At 37.9% G+C, this 16,893-nt stretch carries 12 protein-coding genes; 5 read left to right on the plus strand and 7 right to left on the minus strand.

All coding sequences use genetic code 11. The features are described from left to right. Positions 1-49: 49 nt before the first annotated feature. From ACHRWY_RS15735 to ACHRWY_RS15745, 3 genes are all read left to right on the plus strand, one after another. Positions 50-2,839, plus strand: a complete 2,790-nt coding sequence (locus ACHRWY_RS15735; RefSeq protein ID WP_395355928.1) for a M16 family metallopeptidase — start codon at positions 50-52, stop codon at positions 2,837-2,839. 357 nt (positions 2,840-3,196) lie between these two features. Beyond that, complete coding sequence (locus ACHRWY_RS15740) at positions 3,197-5,194, plus strand: cytochrome c biogenesis protein CcdA (protein WP_395355929.1); 1,998 nt, start codon at positions 3,197-3,199, stop codon at positions 5,192-5,194. Positions 5,195-5,218: 24 nt separating this feature from the next. Next, a complete protein-coding gene (locus tag ACHRWY_RS15745) occupies positions 5,219-6,718 on the plus strand; it encodes an aminotransferase class V-fold PLP-dependent enzyme (protein WP_395355931.1) in 1,500 nt (499 codons plus the stop codon). 86 nt (positions 6,719-6,804) lie between these two features. On the opposite strand, the gene fucP is transcribed toward ACHRWY_RS15745, so the two are convergent. The 7 genes from fucP to ACHRWY_RS15780 all read right to left on the minus strand — a co-directional run bounded on the left by fucP (position 6,805) and on the right by ACHRWY_RS15780 (position 14,735). After that, on the minus strand, positions 6,805-8,106 hold the full coding sequence (fucP, locus tag ACHRWY_RS15750; protein WP_395355933.1) for an L-fucose:H+ symporter permease: 1,302 nt from the start codon (positions 8,104-8,106) through the stop codon (positions 6,805-6,807). Between the two features lie 97 nt (positions 8,107-8,203). Next, positions 8,204-8,680, minus strand: a complete 477-nt coding sequence (locus ACHRWY_RS15755) for a MaoC/PaaZ C-terminal domain-containing protein (protein WP_395355935.1) — start codon at positions 8,678-8,680, stop codon at positions 8,204-8,206. 332 nt (positions 8,681-9,012) lie between these two features. Next, positions 9,013-10,080: a Gfo/Idh/MocA family protein gene (locus ACHRWY_RS15760; RefSeq protein WP_395355937.1), complete on the minus strand. Its 1,068-nt coding sequence runs from the start codon at positions 10,078-10,080 to the stop codon at positions 9,013-9,015. 2 nt (positions 10,081-10,082) lie between these two features. After that, entirely contained in the window at positions 10,083-11,306 is a 1,224-nt protein-coding gene (locus ACHRWY_RS15765; RefSeq protein WP_395355939.1) for an extracellular solute-binding protein, read from the minus strand. Continuing rightward, positions 11,306-12,445 (minus strand): CaiB/BaiF CoA transferase family protein, encoded by a 1,140-nt coding sequence (locus tag ACHRWY_RS15770; RefSeq protein WP_395355941.1) that lies wholly within the window; start codon positions 12,443-12,445, stop codon positions 11,306-11,308. Before ACHRWY_RS15770 ends, ACHRWY_RS15765 begins: the two co-directional genes overlap by 1 nt. Continuing rightward, a complete protein-coding gene (locus ACHRWY_RS15775; protein WP_395355943.1) occupies positions 12,442-13,590 on the minus strand; it encodes a CaiB/BaiF CoA transferase family protein in 1,149 nt (382 codons plus the stop codon). The genes ACHRWY_RS15770 and ACHRWY_RS15775 overlap by 4 nt, the downstream gene beginning before the upstream one ends. After that, a complete protein-coding gene (locus tag ACHRWY_RS15780; RefSeq protein WP_395355945.1) occupies positions 13,587-14,735 on the minus strand; it encodes an ABC transporter substrate-binding protein in 1,149 nt (382 codons plus the stop codon). Before ACHRWY_RS15780 ends, ACHRWY_RS15775 begins: the two co-directional genes overlap by 4 nt. A gap of 325 nt (positions 14,736-15,060) precedes the next feature. Here ACHRWY_RS15780 and ACHRWY_RS15785 point away from each other — a divergent pair, with 325 nt between their 5' ends. Together ACHRWY_RS15785 and ACHRWY_RS15790 are read left to right on the plus strand one after the other, a co-directional pair. After that, positions 15,061-15,825, plus strand: coding sequence for an SDR family NAD(P)-dependent oxidoreductase (locus ACHRWY_RS15785; protein ID WP_395355947.1), 765 nt, complete (start codon positions 15,061-15,063; stop codon positions 15,823-15,825). Between the two features lie 206 nt (positions 15,826-16,031). Further along, the gene (locus tag ACHRWY_RS15790; RefSeq protein ID WP_395355948.1) at positions 16,032-16,886 is read left to right on the plus strand and encodes a fumarylacetoacetate hydrolase family protein; all 855 of its coding nucleotides are present in this window, start codon (positions 16,032-16,034) and stop codon (positions 16,884-16,886) included. Positions 16,887-16,893: the final 7 nt, after the last annotated feature.

The raw sequence follows: 16,893 nt of genomic DNA on the forward strand, positions 1-16,893 counted from the left end.
CAGTTTTTTCAAAGATTTCAACTGAAAACTATAAAAAAATATCACAAAAATGAAAAAATACATCTTTCTGGGCTATTGCTCATTAGCTTTCTTTACCCTGGTTTCAGCGCAGAACAAATCAATTAACTTTAAGAAAATAAAAGAGTTAGGCGGAATCGAAGAATATTTATACCAGCCCAACGGCATGAATGTTTTGCTTTTGCAGGACAATGCATCACCTGTGGCGACCGTACAAATTGTGTATCGTGTAGGGTCTAAAAATGAAGTTTTAGGAAATACGGGATCAACGCACCTTTTAGAGCATTTAATGTTCAAAGGAACGCCAACTTTCAACAAGAAAAATGGAAATACGATTACGGATGTACTTCAAAATACCGGAGCACAATTGAATGCGACAACCTGGTACGATCGTACGAATTATTTTGAAACCTTACCAAGTGATAAAATAGCATTAGCCCTTCAAATAGAAGCGGACAGAATGCGAAATTCTTTATTATTGAAAGAAGATAAAGAAGCCGAAATGACTGTGGTCCGTAACGAATTCGAGCGTGGCGAAAACAATCCAAACAGTTTGTTGGACAAAGAAATCTGGGCATCGGCTTATATCGCGCATCCGTACCATCATTCAACAATTGGCTGGAAATCAGATATTGAAAAAGCGCCAATCGAAGTATTACGTAATTTCTATAATACGTATTACTGGCCGGATAATGCAACTTTAACCATTATTGGAGATTTCAAAAAAGAAAAGGTATTCGAATTAATCGAGCAATATTTTGGTACAATTACCAAAGCACCAAACGCAATGCCACAACCCTATACCGAAGAACCTCAACAATACGGTCCCCGTAAAATAGTGGTTAAAAAACCGGGAGAATTGGGTGTGGTAAACAAAGCCTATAAAATTCCCGGAGCCTTGCATGAAGATGTACCGGCCTTAAATATTTTGGGAGAAATCATTGGTTCCGGGCCATCAGCGATTTTAAATAAAACTTTTGTAGATACCCGTTTGGGAATTTACGCTTATGCGAATGCTACAAATTTTAAAGAAGTGGGACTTTTTACCATTGGAGTTGGTTTTCAAACGACTTCGAAACATGAAGACATCGACGCTAAAATAAGCGAAGTAGTACTTAAAATTCAGAAAGAAGGCGTGACTCAGGATGAGGTAAATCGTGTCGTAGCCAAAATTAGTGCACAAACTATTTTAGCCCGTGACGGTTCCGGAGTTATTGCATCTGAGCTTAACGAAGCTATTGCAGCAGGAGACTGGACAGATTACATCACCGGAGTGGACAGATTAAAAAAAGTGACGCCAGCAGATGTTCTGCGTGTCGCTCAAAAATATTTAGTCGAAGATCAAAGTACAACCGGATATTTCATTCCGAAGCAAAATGGTACGCAAAATAAAGATACAGCTCAGGCCCATAATTTTATGCCGGAAAATGGACCGTTTTATTACAGAGATCCAAAACACGATCACGACCACGAAGAAGCTGCGGAATCTGTTTTATTGAAACAAATACATAACGCAGCAGAACTTGAAGAGAAAAATGGGGCAGAAAAAACAGCTTCTGCCTACAAAAGAGAAAAAGTAGCAGGAATTGATATTGTTTCAGTTAAAACATCGGCTAAGGATTTCGTGACTGTTGCAGCCAGTATTTCATTAGGAAACTATGCAAACGAAACAAAAAACACGATGATTCCGTCCTTGGCAGCATCTATGTTATCCAAAGGAACAACGCTGAATGACAAGTTTAAATTCTCGGAAAAACTGCAAAAATTAGGGGTAAACTTAAATGTAAATGCCTCGGTTTTTAAGATAAATATTGGTTTTAAATGTTTAAAAAAAGATCTGGATCAGGTAATTGCACTATTAGCAGAAGAACTTAGAAATCCTTTGTTTGATGCCAAAGAATTCGAAAATTTAAAGCAGCAATTCATCGGAAACACCCAACAAAGTTTAAACGATCCGGGCGAGAGAGGCAGCATCGCTTTGTCGCAGGCTATTTATCCAAAAGCAAACCCAAATTATAGTTTAAGTGTAGAGGATAATATTGCCAATATTAAGAACGCAACCTTAGATGAGGTTAAGGCTTTCCATAAAAAATATTTCGGACCGGCATCGATGCACTTGGTAATTGTAGGAGACACTGAAGGCGCAAACTTAAACGCATCAATAAAGAAATCATTCAAAAACTGGAACGGTGGAGTAGTAGAAAACATGAAGTTTGAAGAAGCTGTAAAATCACCTTCAAAAACGCAAGTCGTTACCATTGCTGAAAAACCAAGCGCCGAATTATTCATCGGACAATACACCGGTTTAAAAAGAGCCGATGCTGATTATATTCCGTTTTACATTGCCAATTATACTCTGGGTGCCGGTTTTGCCGGACGCTTGATGCAAACGGTTCGTGACAATGACGGTTTAACATATAATATTTCATCCGGAATGGGCGGAAATATCAGCACTGGAGGTTACTGGATGGTAAATGCTTCGTTTAATCCAACTTTATTTCAAAAAGGCTTAGACGCGACTATGGTTCAGATCGATAAATGGGTCAAAGACGGAATTACCGCAGCAGAACTTGAAAACAAGAAAACCAACTTAATTGGAAGTTTTAAAGTAGGAATGTCAACCACAAACGGAATGACCAGAACGATTTTAAGCTTTATCGAAAGAGGTCTGGAGCCCAATTACATTGAACAATATCCAAAAGATATTGAGAAAGTAACGTTGGAACAAGTCAATGCTGCCATCAAAAAGTATATTCAGCCGGACAAAATGATTGTCATTAAATCAGGTTCACTGGATAAGGATGGTAAGCCTTTGCAATAGCTGTTCTTTAGGAGCATAGTAACCGCATTCTTTATCATCCCCAGGAACGGGGTATGACACATCAGGCTCAACAACGATTGTCAATTTACTTTGTGAAATCTCTACTGCGATCACTTGTTCCTCGGGATGACAAGATTGTATTGCAAACTTTGATAAAGTTACCGCAATCCAATATTGCGACCGCGACTTGAAACCTGAAACCTGAAACCTGAAACCTGAAACCTGAAACAATTTTAATAGTAGTCTTTCATTTTTTTCATATTAGAAACTGAATTAGTAAGCAAATTTTCTAAGAAAGACCGTAAAAGAGCTGTTTGCCAACAGCTCTTTTTTTCCAAAAATATCAAACCAAAACCAATGAAAAATAGTATTGTAACCCTTATGCTGCTGGTGACTTGCAGCATATTCGGGCAAATGTACAATCCGGTAAAATGGAGTACTACTGTCGAGAAAATATCAGATAAAGAATATATTTTAAAAGCTAAAGCATCCATACAATCCGGCTGGCATTTGTATGGTCAATATATTGAAGAAGGCGGGCCGTCGCCAACTGCTTTTACCTTTAAAAATGCGAAGAAAAAATTCGAATTAATCGGAAAAACAACTGAAGACAAGGGACATGAAACAGTAGATAAGATCTTCGATATGAAAATTAAGTATTTTGAAGACAAAGCTGTTTTTACGCAGAAAATAAAATTGACTTCAGATGAAATTCCAAATATCGCTGCTGAAGTCGAATTTATGGTTTGTGATGACAGCAATTGTTTACCGCCATCATCTGAAGAATTATCTTTTAAAATTCCGAGTTCTGAAAAATTGGCTTCCGCCGAAGAAAATACTCTGATCCCTAAGGAAGATGCTGTAATAACAAAAGAAAAAACGGTTATTACAGGAGGAGAAAAAGCAGTTGTAAAAGACACTAAAAAAAATGAATCCAGAGGATTAGTAAGCATTTTTATAATTGCCTTTTTATCCGGTTTTGCCGCTTTGTTAACACCATGCGTTTTTCCGATGATCCCAATGACAGTGAGTTATTTTACGAAACAAAGCAAAACCAAAGCAGCCGGAATCAGAAATGCTTTGATCTACGGATTTTCGATCGTGATTATCTATGTTTTATTAGGTTCTATTGTAACCGCAGTTTTTGGTGCCGATTCGCTGAATGCATTGTCTACCAATGTTTGGTTTAACCTGATTTTCTTTGTTTTGTTAGTCGTTTTTGCCTGTTCATTTTTAGGTGCTTTCGAAATCATGTTACCCAATTCCCTTGCCAACAAAGTCGATTCTCAGGCAGATAGAGGAGGACTGATTGGAATTTTCTTTATGGCTTTGGCATTAGCCATTGTATCTTTCTCGTGTACAGGGCCAATTGTAGGAACATTGTTAGTTGAAGCCGCTTCAAAAGGCGGAATTGCGCCAATCGTGGGCATGTTAGGATTCTCGATCGCTATTGCTTTGCCATTTTCTTTATTTGCTGCATTTCCGGGCTGGCTGAATGCCTTGCCAAAATCGGGCGGATGGCTGAATACCGTAAAAGTGGTTTTAGGATTTCTGGAATTGGCTTTGGCATTCAAATTTTTATCCAATGCTGATCTGGTTTTGCAATTGCATTGGCTGGAAAGAGAAGTTTTCTTAACAATCTGGATTGCTGTTTTTGGCGTTCTCGCACTTTATTTATTTGGAAAAATTACTCTACCTCATGATTCCCCGTTAAATCATATTGCTGTCGGAAGACTGATTTTTGGATTACTTGTTTTAAGTTTTACGATTTATTTGATTCCCGGACTTTGGGGCGCACCTTTAAAACTAATTAGCGGATTTCCGCCACCCATGCACTACAGCGAATCGCCGGACGGATTTGGAGTTTCTAAAAGTTCTGGCGAAACAAAATCAGATTTGCCGGAAGGAGCTGAATTTGGTCCGCAAAATATCATCACATTTCATGATTATAACAAAGGAATGGAATTCGCAAAAAAAGCAGGAAAACCGGTTTTGTTAGACTTTACAGGATATGCCTGTGTGAATTGCAGAAAAATGGAAGAGTTAGTTTGGTCGGATCCTAAAGTTTTAGGTGTTCTAAAGAATCAGATAGTTTTGATTTCGCTGTATGTGGATGATAAAAAAGAATTGCCGCAAAACGAACAATACGTTTCTGAAACCACAGGTAAAAAAATCAAAACGATTGGAAACAAATGGAGCGATTTACAAATTAAAACCTATAAAGCCAATGCTCAGCCTTTTTATGTAATCGTAGACCATGAAAGTACCAATCTAACGGAGCCTTCAGCCTATAATCCGGATATTGAAAATTATTACAATTGGCTGAATTCAGGAATCAAAAAATTCAAAAAATAAACTTGTTTTAAAAGAAATACTATAATGAATGCTATTCTCAATAAAACGGAACCCACACTATTAGAACGTTATTTTTCTAAGTTTAGAGAAAACACCATTGGCGTAAATCATACTTTCGAATCAATTTACGGAAAACAAAAACTACTCTATGCCGACTGGATTGCCAGCGGACGATTGTATTTGCCGATAGAAGATATCATGCTCAATAAAATTGGTCCAATGATCGCCAATACCCATTCGTTTTCAAGCGAAACAGGTAAAGCTTCAACTTATGCGTATCAGCATGCAAGAGATTTAATCAAAAAGCATGTCAATGCAAACGGGCAAGATTGCCTGGTTGCAACCGGAACCGGAATGACTGCCGCTTTATCGAAGTTACACCGCATTATGGGTTTACGTTCCTATGATAATATTTACAACGTAAAACTACATTTTGATGATGAAAGACCAGTCGTTTTTATCACACACATGGAACATCATTCCAATCAGGTTCCGTGGTATGAAACCATTGCCGATGTAGTGGTTTTACCGCCAAATGGAAACAATTTGGTTGATCCCGAAACCTTGTCGGCAGAACTTAAAAAATACGCAGACAGAACTTTAAAAATTGGGTCGTTTACTGCTTGTTCTAACGTTACCGGGATGATTACGCCTTATCATGAACTGGCCAGAATAATGCATCAAAACGGAGGTTTTTGTTTTGTCGATTTTGCAGCTTCAGCGCCTTATGTTCCAATCGATATGCATCCTGAAGATCCGGACGAACAATTAGATGCGATTTTCTTTTCGCCACATAAATTCCTGGGAGGCCCCGGGACTTGTGGAATTTTGGTTTTTAATGAAAAATTATACCAATCTGATTTTCCGGATAATCCGGGAGGAGGAAATGTAAAATGCACGGATCCCTGGGGTGGTTACCATTACAGCGATGCCATCGAAATAAAAGAAGATGGTGGAACCCCGGGCTTTCTGCAAGTGATGCGAACGGCTTTGTGCCTGGAATTAAAAGACCAAATGGGGATCGAAAACATGAAAAACAGAGAAAAAGAGCTTTTAGATCTTTGTTTTTCAGAACTTCAACAGATAAAAGGATTATCTATTTTGGGAGATTTAAATAGGGAAAGAATTGGCTGCGTTTCTTTCACTATAGAAAACATTCATTACAACTTAATCGTCCGGATTATAAACGATCGTTTTGGAATTCAGGTTCGTGGCGGCTGGTCATGTGCGAGTACATACGCACATTATTTGTTTGATATTGATAACGAAGAATCAATGGTAATGACAAACGAACTTCTTCAGAAAAATCTAAGCAATAAGCCAGGCTGGGTCCGAATATCATTGCATCCCACAATGGCAACCGAAGAATTATTGTTTATTTGTAATGCCATACAAAAAATAGCTTCGTATTATGCAGAATGGCAGGAAGTGTATCGCTATAATCCAACAAACAATGAATTTGAAAATATTGTAAATCAGGAAACCATTGCCGAAAAGGTAAAAGAATGGTTTTGTTTAGAATAAGTTTCTAACAGATTTATAAATCAAAAGGTTTGAATCAGATCATTTTTGATTCAAACCTTTTTTTATTTTTCATGAAGGTGAAAAGCCTATTTCACCTCTTTTACGCTGTGTCCATAGACTCCAAAAGATAAAATAATAACAAAACACAACAGCGGAATAATATATCCCGACTGAATATCGTCGTGTTTCATATCAATCAAAGTCCCCATTCCGTAAGGAAGGATTGCACCGCCAACAATCGACATGACCAACCATGAAGACCCCGTTTCCGTATTCGATTTTAAGCCCACAATACCTAAAGAAAAGATCGTTGGAAACATAATCGACATAAAGAATCCGATTCCGCCAAGCGCGTAGATTACGTAAATTCCGGTTCCATAGATCGCTACCAAACATAATAAAATACTGCAAACGCAATAGATCGAAAGCAAAACATAATCTTTAACGAATTTTAAAAAGAATGTTCCAATAAAGCGTCCCGCCATAAACAAGAACCCATAAATACCAAGATAATATCCGGCTGTTTTTTCGTCTAATCCTCCGCCTTGCTGTGCAATCCTGATAAAGAAACTCGTAATACAAACCTGGGCACCAACATAGAAAAACTGCGCTGCCACAGCCCAGCTTAAATGGCGAAATTTTAATACAGAAAAGAATCCCGGTTTTACTTCAACTTCTGCATGTTGTGCTTTCATTGAAGGCAAATGCATGAAATAAAATAAAATAGCAACTAAAACCAATACCGTTCCCAGAATAATATAAGGCAATTTTACTGATGAAGCTTCTTCCAGCAAGTAGGCTGATCTTGCAGCGTCAGACATTGCGGCCATTTGTTCCGGTGTATGATTTTTTCCCGAAAGAATAAATAAAGAACCCACAATAGGAGCGACCATTGCTGCCAATCCATTGAAAGAGGCGGCTAAATTCAATCGTTTAGAAGAAGATTCCGGAGGTCCTAAAATCGCAGCATACGGATTGGCACTCGTTTCCAGAATTGTTAATCCACAGCCAATCACAAATAAAGCAAACAAGAATAATTCGTAAGTTCGGGTATTTGCAGCAGGAACAAACAGAAAAGCACCTGTTGCGAAAACCAATAATCCGGTAATAATGCTGTTTTTATAACCAAAGCGTTTAATTAACATTCCTGCCGGAATAGCCATTACAAAATAAGCGAAAAAGACCGCCGTATCAATCAATGTCGATTGGCGATTGTTTAATTCGCAAGCCTTTTTTAAGTGCGGAATTAAAATAGAATCCAGATTGTGTGCCATTCCCCAAAGGAAGAATAAGCTGGTAATTAATATAAAAGGCAAAAGGTATTTTGTTCCTGTTCCTTTTTCTGTAACGACCTCATGTTGATCGCCAATTTGGTTGGTTATTTGCATAGTTAGTTTTTTTTTTAAGTTAATAGGTTCAAAGGTGCATAGTTATAAAGGCTCAAAGGCTCAGAGGTTCAGAGTTGCAAAGGTTTTAGGTTCAAAGTCAGGAAACCTTTGTCTCTTTGTCTCTTTGTCCCTCTGATCCTCTGTTGACTAGTAATAAATGGTCACAAACAAGAACAACTTCCCCTCTCTGATTGATTATTTCAACGTGTTCTGTGACAGTTCCCATATCCGGTTTTTTGGCTTCTCCTTTTTCCGAGATCGTAATTTCAGAATGAATGGTGTCGCCAATATGTACCGGTTTTACAAAACGCATTCTGTCATATCCTTTAGAAAAAGCTTCCGGATTAATTTCAGATGCGGTCAGGCCAATGCCAATGCTAAAAACCATGGTACCGTGGGCAATACGCTGTCCAAAAGGTTGTGTTTTGCACCATTCTTCATCCATATGATGCGGAAAAAAATCTCCCGTATGACCAGCGTGAACCACAAAATCGGTTTCGGTTATCGTTCGCCCAAAAGTGACGCGCTTGTCACCAATTTGATACTCTTCGAAAAATGTTGATTTGAAATACATATATTTTTTAGTTTGATAAAGGTTAGAGTTTAGGAGTTAGAAGTAAGATTTTTAGAGGCAAGAAGTAAGATTTTTAGAGGCAAGAGGCAAGATGCAAGATGAAAGATGAAAGAGGCTAAGTTTATATGTTAAAAGTGAAATGGAAATAAAAATTATTTAATATCAATTGTTTCAAAATAACGATCAACTAACATCCTATATCTCACATATCAAATCTCAAATCTTTCATCTTGCATCTTGCATCTCACATCTTTCATCTCACATCTTGCATCTTTCATCTTGCATCTTTCATCTCACATCTCACATCTTGCATCTCACATCTTTCTTCCAAATTATAATTCGCCAAGAGTAACCCCGCCGTTTTTATTACTGATATAACAGGCTTCAACGACTTTCATGGTGTCGAGGACGTCCTGAACGCTTGCCAGTAATTGGGTATCTGAACCTTCTTTAAAACGCATTAGGTTGGACATTGTTCCTATAAAAGCTTCGGGAAACCATGAGCCTTCAAGTTTAATTTTTTGCCATTCGTATTCGCCTTTTTCGTTTTCTAAAGCATATTCGAATTCGTCCGGCAGTCCATCAGGATAATTCATTAACAAACCCATTTTGGCTTTTATAGCGCCTTTTGTTCCTTCCCATTTGATATAACTTTCCTCGTGTTTAGGGCCAAAATGATGATCATGGTTGGTATTGATCACGACATGTTTGTCTTCTCCATAATCTAAAATGATGGTAGAGCGGGAGGAGGATAATTTTTTTAGCGGATGTTTGGCCGTTTTGGCCATCACACTCTTCGGATTTCCCAAAAAGGATCTGATGCAATCGATATAGTGAACGCTGTGAAAAAGAATTTCCAATCTGGGGTGTTCCTTAATTAATGGAAACAATTCCCAAGGCGTGTTTACAGTAACTTTAAATTCAAAATCATACAATTCACCAATAATTCCTTCATTGATTAAATGTCTTGCAGCGCTTACAAAAGACGCAAAACGCAATTGAAAATTAATCGCCGCAACCAGGTTTTTGCGTTCACAAACCGCTACGATTTCACGTGCCTGAGCCAGATCATTTCCCATGGGTTTCTGAATCAAAACTGCGGCTCTGTCAGGCAGTTGTTCCAATATTTCGATGTACTGATCGGGTAGAACTGTAATGTCATAAACAGCGTTTGACGGCGCATTTTTAACCGCATCTGCTACATTTTCAAAAACATGTGCAATCCTGAATTGTTTCGCCAGATCATGTGCTTTAGAAATCGTTCTGTTGGTGATGCCAAAAACAGTAAAACCGGCCATTTCGTAAGCAGGCAAATGCGCATCTTTTACAATTCCGCTTGCGCCGATAATGATAATAGGCTGGTTGGTTTCCGGTAATTTAGGTTGATAGGGAATATTCATGTCTATTCTATTTTTTGAATATTAATTTGAGTCTCTTCTAATAATTGTGCCGAAGGAATATCACTATTTATAGCTTTTAAAACCATATGATCGATAAATTCAGCAACTTTTGGCCAAATTGGCGTTTGTGGTAATGTTAGCGCATTTTCGTGAAGCATTTCCAGTTTATGGTAAAACGGAATTAAAGTATTAATTTCTTTATCTTTCCAGGTCGATTTTCGGCAGCCAATTCCGCCTTCTGTGGTCAATAGTTTATCACTTTCCGGAGTAGTGGCAAATCGTAAAAAATCGTAAGCTAATCTTTTGTGTTTGCTTCCCGAACCAATTGTATACAACCAATACACATTCAAAGAAGCTGTTTTATGATTCGGATCGGATGGGAGGGAAGTAATATCAATTTTCCCTTTCACTTTTGATTCTTCGATAACTTCAGCCATCGAAGCAAATCCGAACCAATTGATAGCCATTGCTGCTTGTCCTTCAGCGAAAGCCATTCCCGCTTCAACCGAGCCAAATTCTTTCGACCTGGGATGAACGGCATTTTTGTCATTTACGATTTTACGATAAAAATCTAAAGCCTGAACGGCTGCTTCACTATGAATGGAGATTTGATTTTTCTCGTTGATTAGAGAGCCGCCACGAGTCCATAACTGCAGGCAGAAATCAAAAACCATATTGTGCCCGTCCGGATAATTGGCAAAAATACAGCCGTATAGATTTTGTTCGGGACGGTTAAAGAATGTTGCAATTTCTGTAAATTCTGCCCAGGTTTTTGGAGTAGAAAGCGCGTAACCAAACTGCTTCTTGAAATTTGCTTTTTCAGTTTCGTTTTCGAATAAATCCTTTCTGTAAATTAAACATTCAGGGCCATCGTGAAAAGGAAGCCCGTACGTGCCATTATCCAGTTGTTGTAAATGCAAAAGCGATTTGTGCCACCCGTACGGATAACTTTCAGGAGGATTTTCTGCTATGAATGAATACAAATCAAGAACCGCTTTTTCGTGTACGGCATCAAAAATCCAATCGGTATTGAGGTGCGCAATATCCCATTTCCCTTCTTTTAAACCCTTTTTTAAAATTGTAGTTTCATAAAGTTCGTGCAATTCGAGCGGAATCATTTCGGCTTCAGCCTGAATATTATTTTTAATACAAAATAAATCCCATAGCTTTTGCAGCGTACTCTCGAAAGGATCGAATTTTCGGATAGCGATTCTTATTTTCTTCATTATACAGCTATAAATTCTTTAATAATTTTATCATTATCCTGCCCTAATTTTGGAGAACCTTTGCCAGATACTAAATATTCTCCATCAATTTTAATGGGGCATCTTGTCGTTTCATAGGAGTAACCATCCAGCATTGTTACTTTTTGTGTAAAGTCTAAAACTTTGAAGCCTTCTTCGGCAAAAAGCTGTTGATAGTTTAAAACTCCGGCACACCAAATGTCTGCGGGTTCTAAAATATTCAGCCAGTGATCAGTACTCTGAGTTTGCAAAAGTGTCGCGAGAATATTTTTTATTGCATCTCTTAAAGTGAATTTATTTTCAGGAAACGCCAAAAGTGCATCGCATTTTAAAAGTGAAGCCAGAACCGGAATAGAGCCCATCGCCAAGGCCAGAAAGCCATTTTGGGTTTTGTAAATTCCATAAGGCGCGCCTAAATAAGCGTGAGCATTATTCGTTTTAGTCCGAACCGGTAATTCACCGCCATCATTAAAATAGGTCGTGATGGTTTCAAACTGAAAATCAAAAGCCGATTCTAACATGCTGACCTGAACTGAAGCGCCAATAGTATGAGTGGCTTTTCGGTATAAAGCCGCCAAAATTCCCTGAGCCAAATGTGCTCCGGCCAACATATCGACAATCGATAAACCCATTGGAACCGGACCATCATCCTGATTACCGCTCAGCCACGTTAAAGCCGTTAAGGATTGTAAAAGTAAATCCTGTCCCGGTAAATCTTTTAGATCCGGATGGTCGCCAAAACCTGAAATCGAAGCGTAAATAACATTTGGATTAAAAGCTTTGACGTCATTATAACTTAAACCAATGCGTTCCATAACTCCCGGTCTGAAATTATGCATCACGACATCAGCTTTAGCCAATAGTTTTTTTAATTTTTCAAGTTCCTCAGGTTCTTTAAAATCTATGGCAAACGATTCTTTATTTCTGTTAATGGTATGAAAAACAGAAGATTCACCATTCATAATCAGATCTGATGTATATAAAGTCCGGCAGATATCGCCTGTTCCCGGTTTTTCAATTTTTATCACGCGTGCCCCCAGATCAGCCAATCGCAAACTTGCAGAAGGACCTGATAGAAACTGGCTAAAATCTACTATTAAATAATCCTCTAATGGTTTCATGCGTTGTTTAAAAATTGTTCGTGTATTTTTGAATTGTCTTCTCCAACTTTAGGAGCTGCTTTTGTGCTCTTTAAAATTTTTCCGTCAAGCTGAATGGGGCTTCGGGTTGTGACCAAAGTTTCTCCATCAGAATTTTTGACGGTTTGTTTCAGTTCTAGTTCTTTTACAAAAGGCTGGTTGTCGAGTTCTTCATAATTGAATACTTTTCCGCACCAGATTCCTTCTTTTTGAAGTAATGTTGTCCAATAATCAGCTGTTTGAGTTAGGAGTTTTCCGGCTAATATTGCTCTGATTTCATCTCTTTTTTCAAACCACAGCTGTTTCTCACTATATTTTTTTAAATCAACGCCAAGCGTATTTCCAATAAAAAGCAAATCGCCCATCGCTAAGGAAAGAAAACCGTCCTGAGTTTGATATACGCCGTAGGGAGCACTCAAAAAAGCATGTGCACTTCCTTTAATATCGCCTCTTTCCGGCAACTGACCTCCATCATTTAAGAATGAAGTAAGGGCTTCAAACTGTACATCCAAAACAGACTCTAATAAACTTACTTCGACCAAAACCCCTTTTCCGGTTTTGACTCTTTTGAGTAATGCCGCTAAAATACCCTGAACAAAATGATTTCCGCACATTAAATCGGCCACAGCCAGACCAAACGGAACAGGTTCCTGACTTTTTCTGCCGCTTAACCAACTCAATCCGGATAAGGATTGCAGTAATAAATCCTGTCCCGGTTTTTTTGCCCAAGGACCTTTATCTCCGTAACCTGTAATAGTTCCGTAGATTATTTTTGGGTTGATGGACAATGTTTCATTAAAATCCAATCCTATTTTTTCCATGACGCCCGGCCTGAAATTATGGGTCATAATATCAGCCTGAGCGATCAGTTTTTTAATCAAAATTAAATCTTCAGGGTTTTTAAGATCAGCTGCAAAAGATTCTTTATTTCTGTTAATGGTATGAAACAGCAAACTGCTATCGTCGACAAAAAGATCTTTGATGCTCAATTGCCTGCACGCTTCCCCTTTTACCGGACGTTCGATTTTGATCACTCTGGCACCTAAATCAGCCAATTTTAATCCTGCTGACGGACCTGCCAAAAACTGGCAAAACTCCAATGCAACTAATCCTTCAAGTGGTCTCATGTGGTTTGCAGGTTTAGCGATTTTGCATAAAGCGAATTCAGGACTTCTAAAACCAATTCCTCATCTCCGCCATTCATCAGATAATCACGAACCACATCGCCTGCATGATCCTGAAAATACATATGTCCGGAATATCTTGGACGTAAAAAAGCACGTTCTAAAGCAGGTAAGGTATTCTTGAAATAGTCATGCGTTAAAGCATTAATTCGGTCACTTTTCCAGGCTTGCAGATGCCCCGGTTGTCCGCCATTATCAGCGAATATATTTTGTTGAACCTGTGATGATCCCGTAAATTCAGCATAAGCAATCGCTTCGGGAATATTTTTGCTGAAGGAAGAAACGGCTAAACCGGTTCCGCCCAAAGAACTAATCATCGGGTTGTTATTCAAACGGACCAAATCATAAAAATGAAGTAAGTTTTTGCTGTAACCTGTTCTCGAATAGTTAGAATATCCGTAGGCGAAAGGGCAGTAGGCAATTGCATCAGAATTAACCATAGCCTCATAAACCTGAATTGGATTTCTGTTAAAATTAGCAGGATCGATTAACTGTGCCAATTCGCGGAACATTTGTAAAGCCTTTTTTCCAATTTCTACTGAGATTACTTTTTCATCAGACTGAAACGGAGCTTCGCCCAAACTACAGCAATACATATAAAAACTCATCAAAACATCAACCGGAATTCCGGCAAAAGCCACTAATCCTTTTTTGGCCAGAGCCAATACATCATCATAGGTCTGAGGTACTTTTAAACCTTGTTTTTCTAAAATATCCAAACGTGCAGCTGCAACCGGAGTCGCGGCATCAATTGGTAATGCCCATAATTTGTCGCTAAAAACGTAACTTCCGTATGAACGCCCAACTGTATTGAGTTCCTGATCTTTTATATAGTCAGCAGAAAGGTGATCAGAAAGAGAAAGGATAGCATTGGTGTGCGCACCAAAACCTGTCCACGGATGATCGATTACCAATAAGTCGAATTTTTTAGCCAAATCTTCAATCGATGCGTCGGCAAATTCCTGCAGACTTCTTTTCTCCCAGGTAATTTCAATATTTGGATGTAGTTCTGTAAACCTTTGTGCTGTTGCAACCATTGGCAATAAACCTCTTGTATGATTCCACGTTATGCCTTTTAATAGTATCATTTTTATCGAATTATGTTGTCTTGATATTAGGTAGAATTAATAAATGTAAAAATTACAATTACAAAATTAGAAATAAGATTGAGATGACCAAGAAAATGTAACTTTTTACATTGATTTTTTTGCGTATAGTTTCATTGAAGGTTATTTTTTTTACAATGCCAATAAAAATTGTTATAATTTTTTAAAGAAAGATCATTTTATTATATTAGTAAGAAAATAAAATGTAAAATTATATTTAATCGATTACATTTGTAATTGTGTTTTTTACATTTATTAATTTCAGAAAACTATAACGATATAATTAAAGACTAAATACGAATAAAACATGTTTTCATTACAAAATAAAAAAGCTGTAGTAACAGGAGGAGGTAGCGGAATTGGCAGAGCCATTGCAACATTGTTTGCAAAACAGGGTGCAGAAGTGCATATACTGGATTTAACTGTAGAAAGTGCTCAGGAAGCAGTTGAAGATATTAGGAAATTAGGCGGCAATGTTTTTTCGCATGCCTGTAATGTGGCGAGTCAAAAGGACGTTTTAGCAACATTTGAAGCCATCGGGAATATTCATATTCTGATCAATAATGCCGGAATTGCTCACGTAGGTAAGGTAGACACCACTCCGGAATCTGATTTTGATCGGGTCATGGAAGTAAACGTAAAAGGAGTTTACAATTGTTTGTTCGCAGCAATCCCACAATTGAGACTTTCAAAAGGTGGTGTAATTATCAATATGGCATCCATTGCGGCATGGGTAGGCATCCCGGATCGATTTGCCTATTCTACTGCAAAAGGCGCGGTTATGGCCATGACTTTATCTGTGGCAAAAGATTATATCAAAGATAATATCCGTTGTAATTCGATTTCTCCTGCGAGGGTTCATACGCCATTCGTAGATGGTTTTATTTCGAAAAATTACGCTGGAAAAGAAGCCGAAATGTTCGAAAAATTATCACAATCCCAACCAATCGGACGCATGGGGAAACCGGATGAAATTGCCGCTTTGGCTTTGTATTTATGCAGTGACGAAGCAGGATTTATTACCGGAAGCGATTACCCAATCGACGGAGGATTTATTAAATTAAACAACTAGAGAAAGCTGCTAAGATTCTGAGATACTAAGTTGCTAAGTTTTTTAAGATTTAGGAAATTAGTTTTCAAGCTGTCAGGATAGCAACTCAACAACTTTAAAATAAATAATTAACAAAGTTGCTAAGATACTAAGTCACTAAGACTCTAAGCTAAAAAAAACTTAGAAATTTAGCGACTTTGTGCCTTAGTGACTAAAAAAAACAAAATATGAAATTAATACGTTTTGGAGAAATTGGAAAAGAAAAACCAGGAGTTTTAATTGGTGAAAAAAGATATGATGTTTCGTCAATTGTTTCAGACTTTAACGAAAGTTTTTTTGAAGAAAACGGTTTAGAAAAATTACAAAAAGCATTAGACAGTAATCCGGTTTTACCGGAAGTAGATGCGAATGTGCGTTTAGGATCTCCGGTGGCAAGACCGTCAAAATTAATTTGTATTGGTTTGAATTATGTAGATCATTGTGTAGAAACAGGCGCACCAATTCCAACAGAACCTATCATCTTTTTTAAATCAACCACTTCTTTATGCGGCCCTGATGATGATGTAATTATTCCTAAAAATAGTGTAAAAACAGACTGGGAAGTAGAACTGGCATTTGTTGTAGGGAAAAAAGCGAGTTATGTCGAAGAAGCTGAAGCTCTTGATTATGTTGCGGGATATGCTTTATTGAACGATTATAGTGAAAGAGAATTTCAGATTGAGCGTGGCGGACAATGGGCAAAAGGAAAAGGATGTGATACATTTGCGCCTCTCGGACCCTTTTTGGCAACAAGAGATGAAGTAAAAGACGTTGATAATTTGTCGATGTGGCTAAGCGTAAACGGTAAAAAGTTCCAGGACAGTAATACCTTAAATCTGGTTTTCAAAATCCCATATTTAGTACATTATTTAAGCCAGTTTATGACCTTGCTTCCTGGTGATATTATCAGTACAGGAACACCTCCGGGAGTTGGATTAGGAATTAAACCCGACCCAATTTACCTTAAAGCGGGGGATGTGGTAGAACTTGGAATAGAAGGTTTAGGTACAAGTAAACAAACTGCGGTTGCATATCAGAAGTAATCTAAAA

This window comes from Flavobacterium sp. FlaQc-48 (assembly GCF_044007335.1).
Lineage (GTDB): Bacteria > Bacteroidota > Bacteroidia > Flavobacteriales > Flavobacteriaceae > Flavobacterium.

Excerpts from the sequence above, each read along its gene's own strand:
- fucP (WP_395355933.1), bottom strand. The coding sequence starts at position 8,106 with ATGCAAATAACCAACCAAATTGGCGATCAACATGAGGTCGTTACAGAA.
- ACHRWY_RS15755 (WP_395355935.1), bottom strand. The coding sequence starts at position 8,680 with ATGTATTTCAAATCAACATTTTTCGAAGAGTATCAAATTGGTGACAAG.
- ACHRWY_RS15775 (WP_395355943.1), bottom strand. The coding sequence starts at position 13,590 with ATGAGACCACTTGAAGGATTAGTTGCATTGGAGTTTTGCCAGTTTTTG.
- ACHRWY_RS15740 (WP_395355929.1), top strand. The coding sequence starts at position 3,197 with ATGAAAAATAGTATTGTAACCCTTATGCTGCTGGTGACTTGCAGCATA.
- ACHRWY_RS15760 (WP_395355937.1), bottom strand. The coding sequence starts at position 10,080 with ATGAATATTCCCTATCAACCTAAATTACCGGAAACCAACCAGCCTATT.
- ACHRWY_RS15780 (WP_395355945.1), bottom strand. The coding sequence starts at position 14,735 with ATGATACTATTAAAAGGCATAACGTGGAATCATACAAGAGGTTTATTG.
- ACHRWY_RS15735 (WP_395355928.1), top strand. The coding sequence starts at position 50 with ATGAAAAAATACATCTTTCTGGGCTATTGCTCATTAGCTTTCTTTACC.
- ACHRWY_RS15785 (WP_395355947.1), top strand. The coding sequence starts at position 15,061 with ATGTTTTCATTACAAAATAAAAAAGCTGTAGTAACAGGAGGAGGTAGC.
- ACHRWY_RS15770 (WP_395355941.1), bottom strand. The coding sequence starts at position 12,445 with ATGAAACCATTAGAGGATTATTTAATAGTAGATTTTAGCCAGTTTCTA.
- ACHRWY_RS15790 (WP_395355948.1), top strand. The coding sequence starts at position 16,032 with ATGAAATTAATACGTTTTGGAGAAATTGGAAAAGAAAAACCAGGAGTT.
- ACHRWY_RS15765 (WP_395355939.1), bottom strand. The coding sequence starts at position 11,306 with ATGAAGAAAATAAGAATCGCTATCCGAAAATTCGATCCTTTCGAGAGT.
- ACHRWY_RS15745 (WP_395355931.1), top strand. The coding sequence starts at position 5,219 with ATGAATGCTATTCTCAATAAAACGGAACCCACACTATTAGAACGTTAT.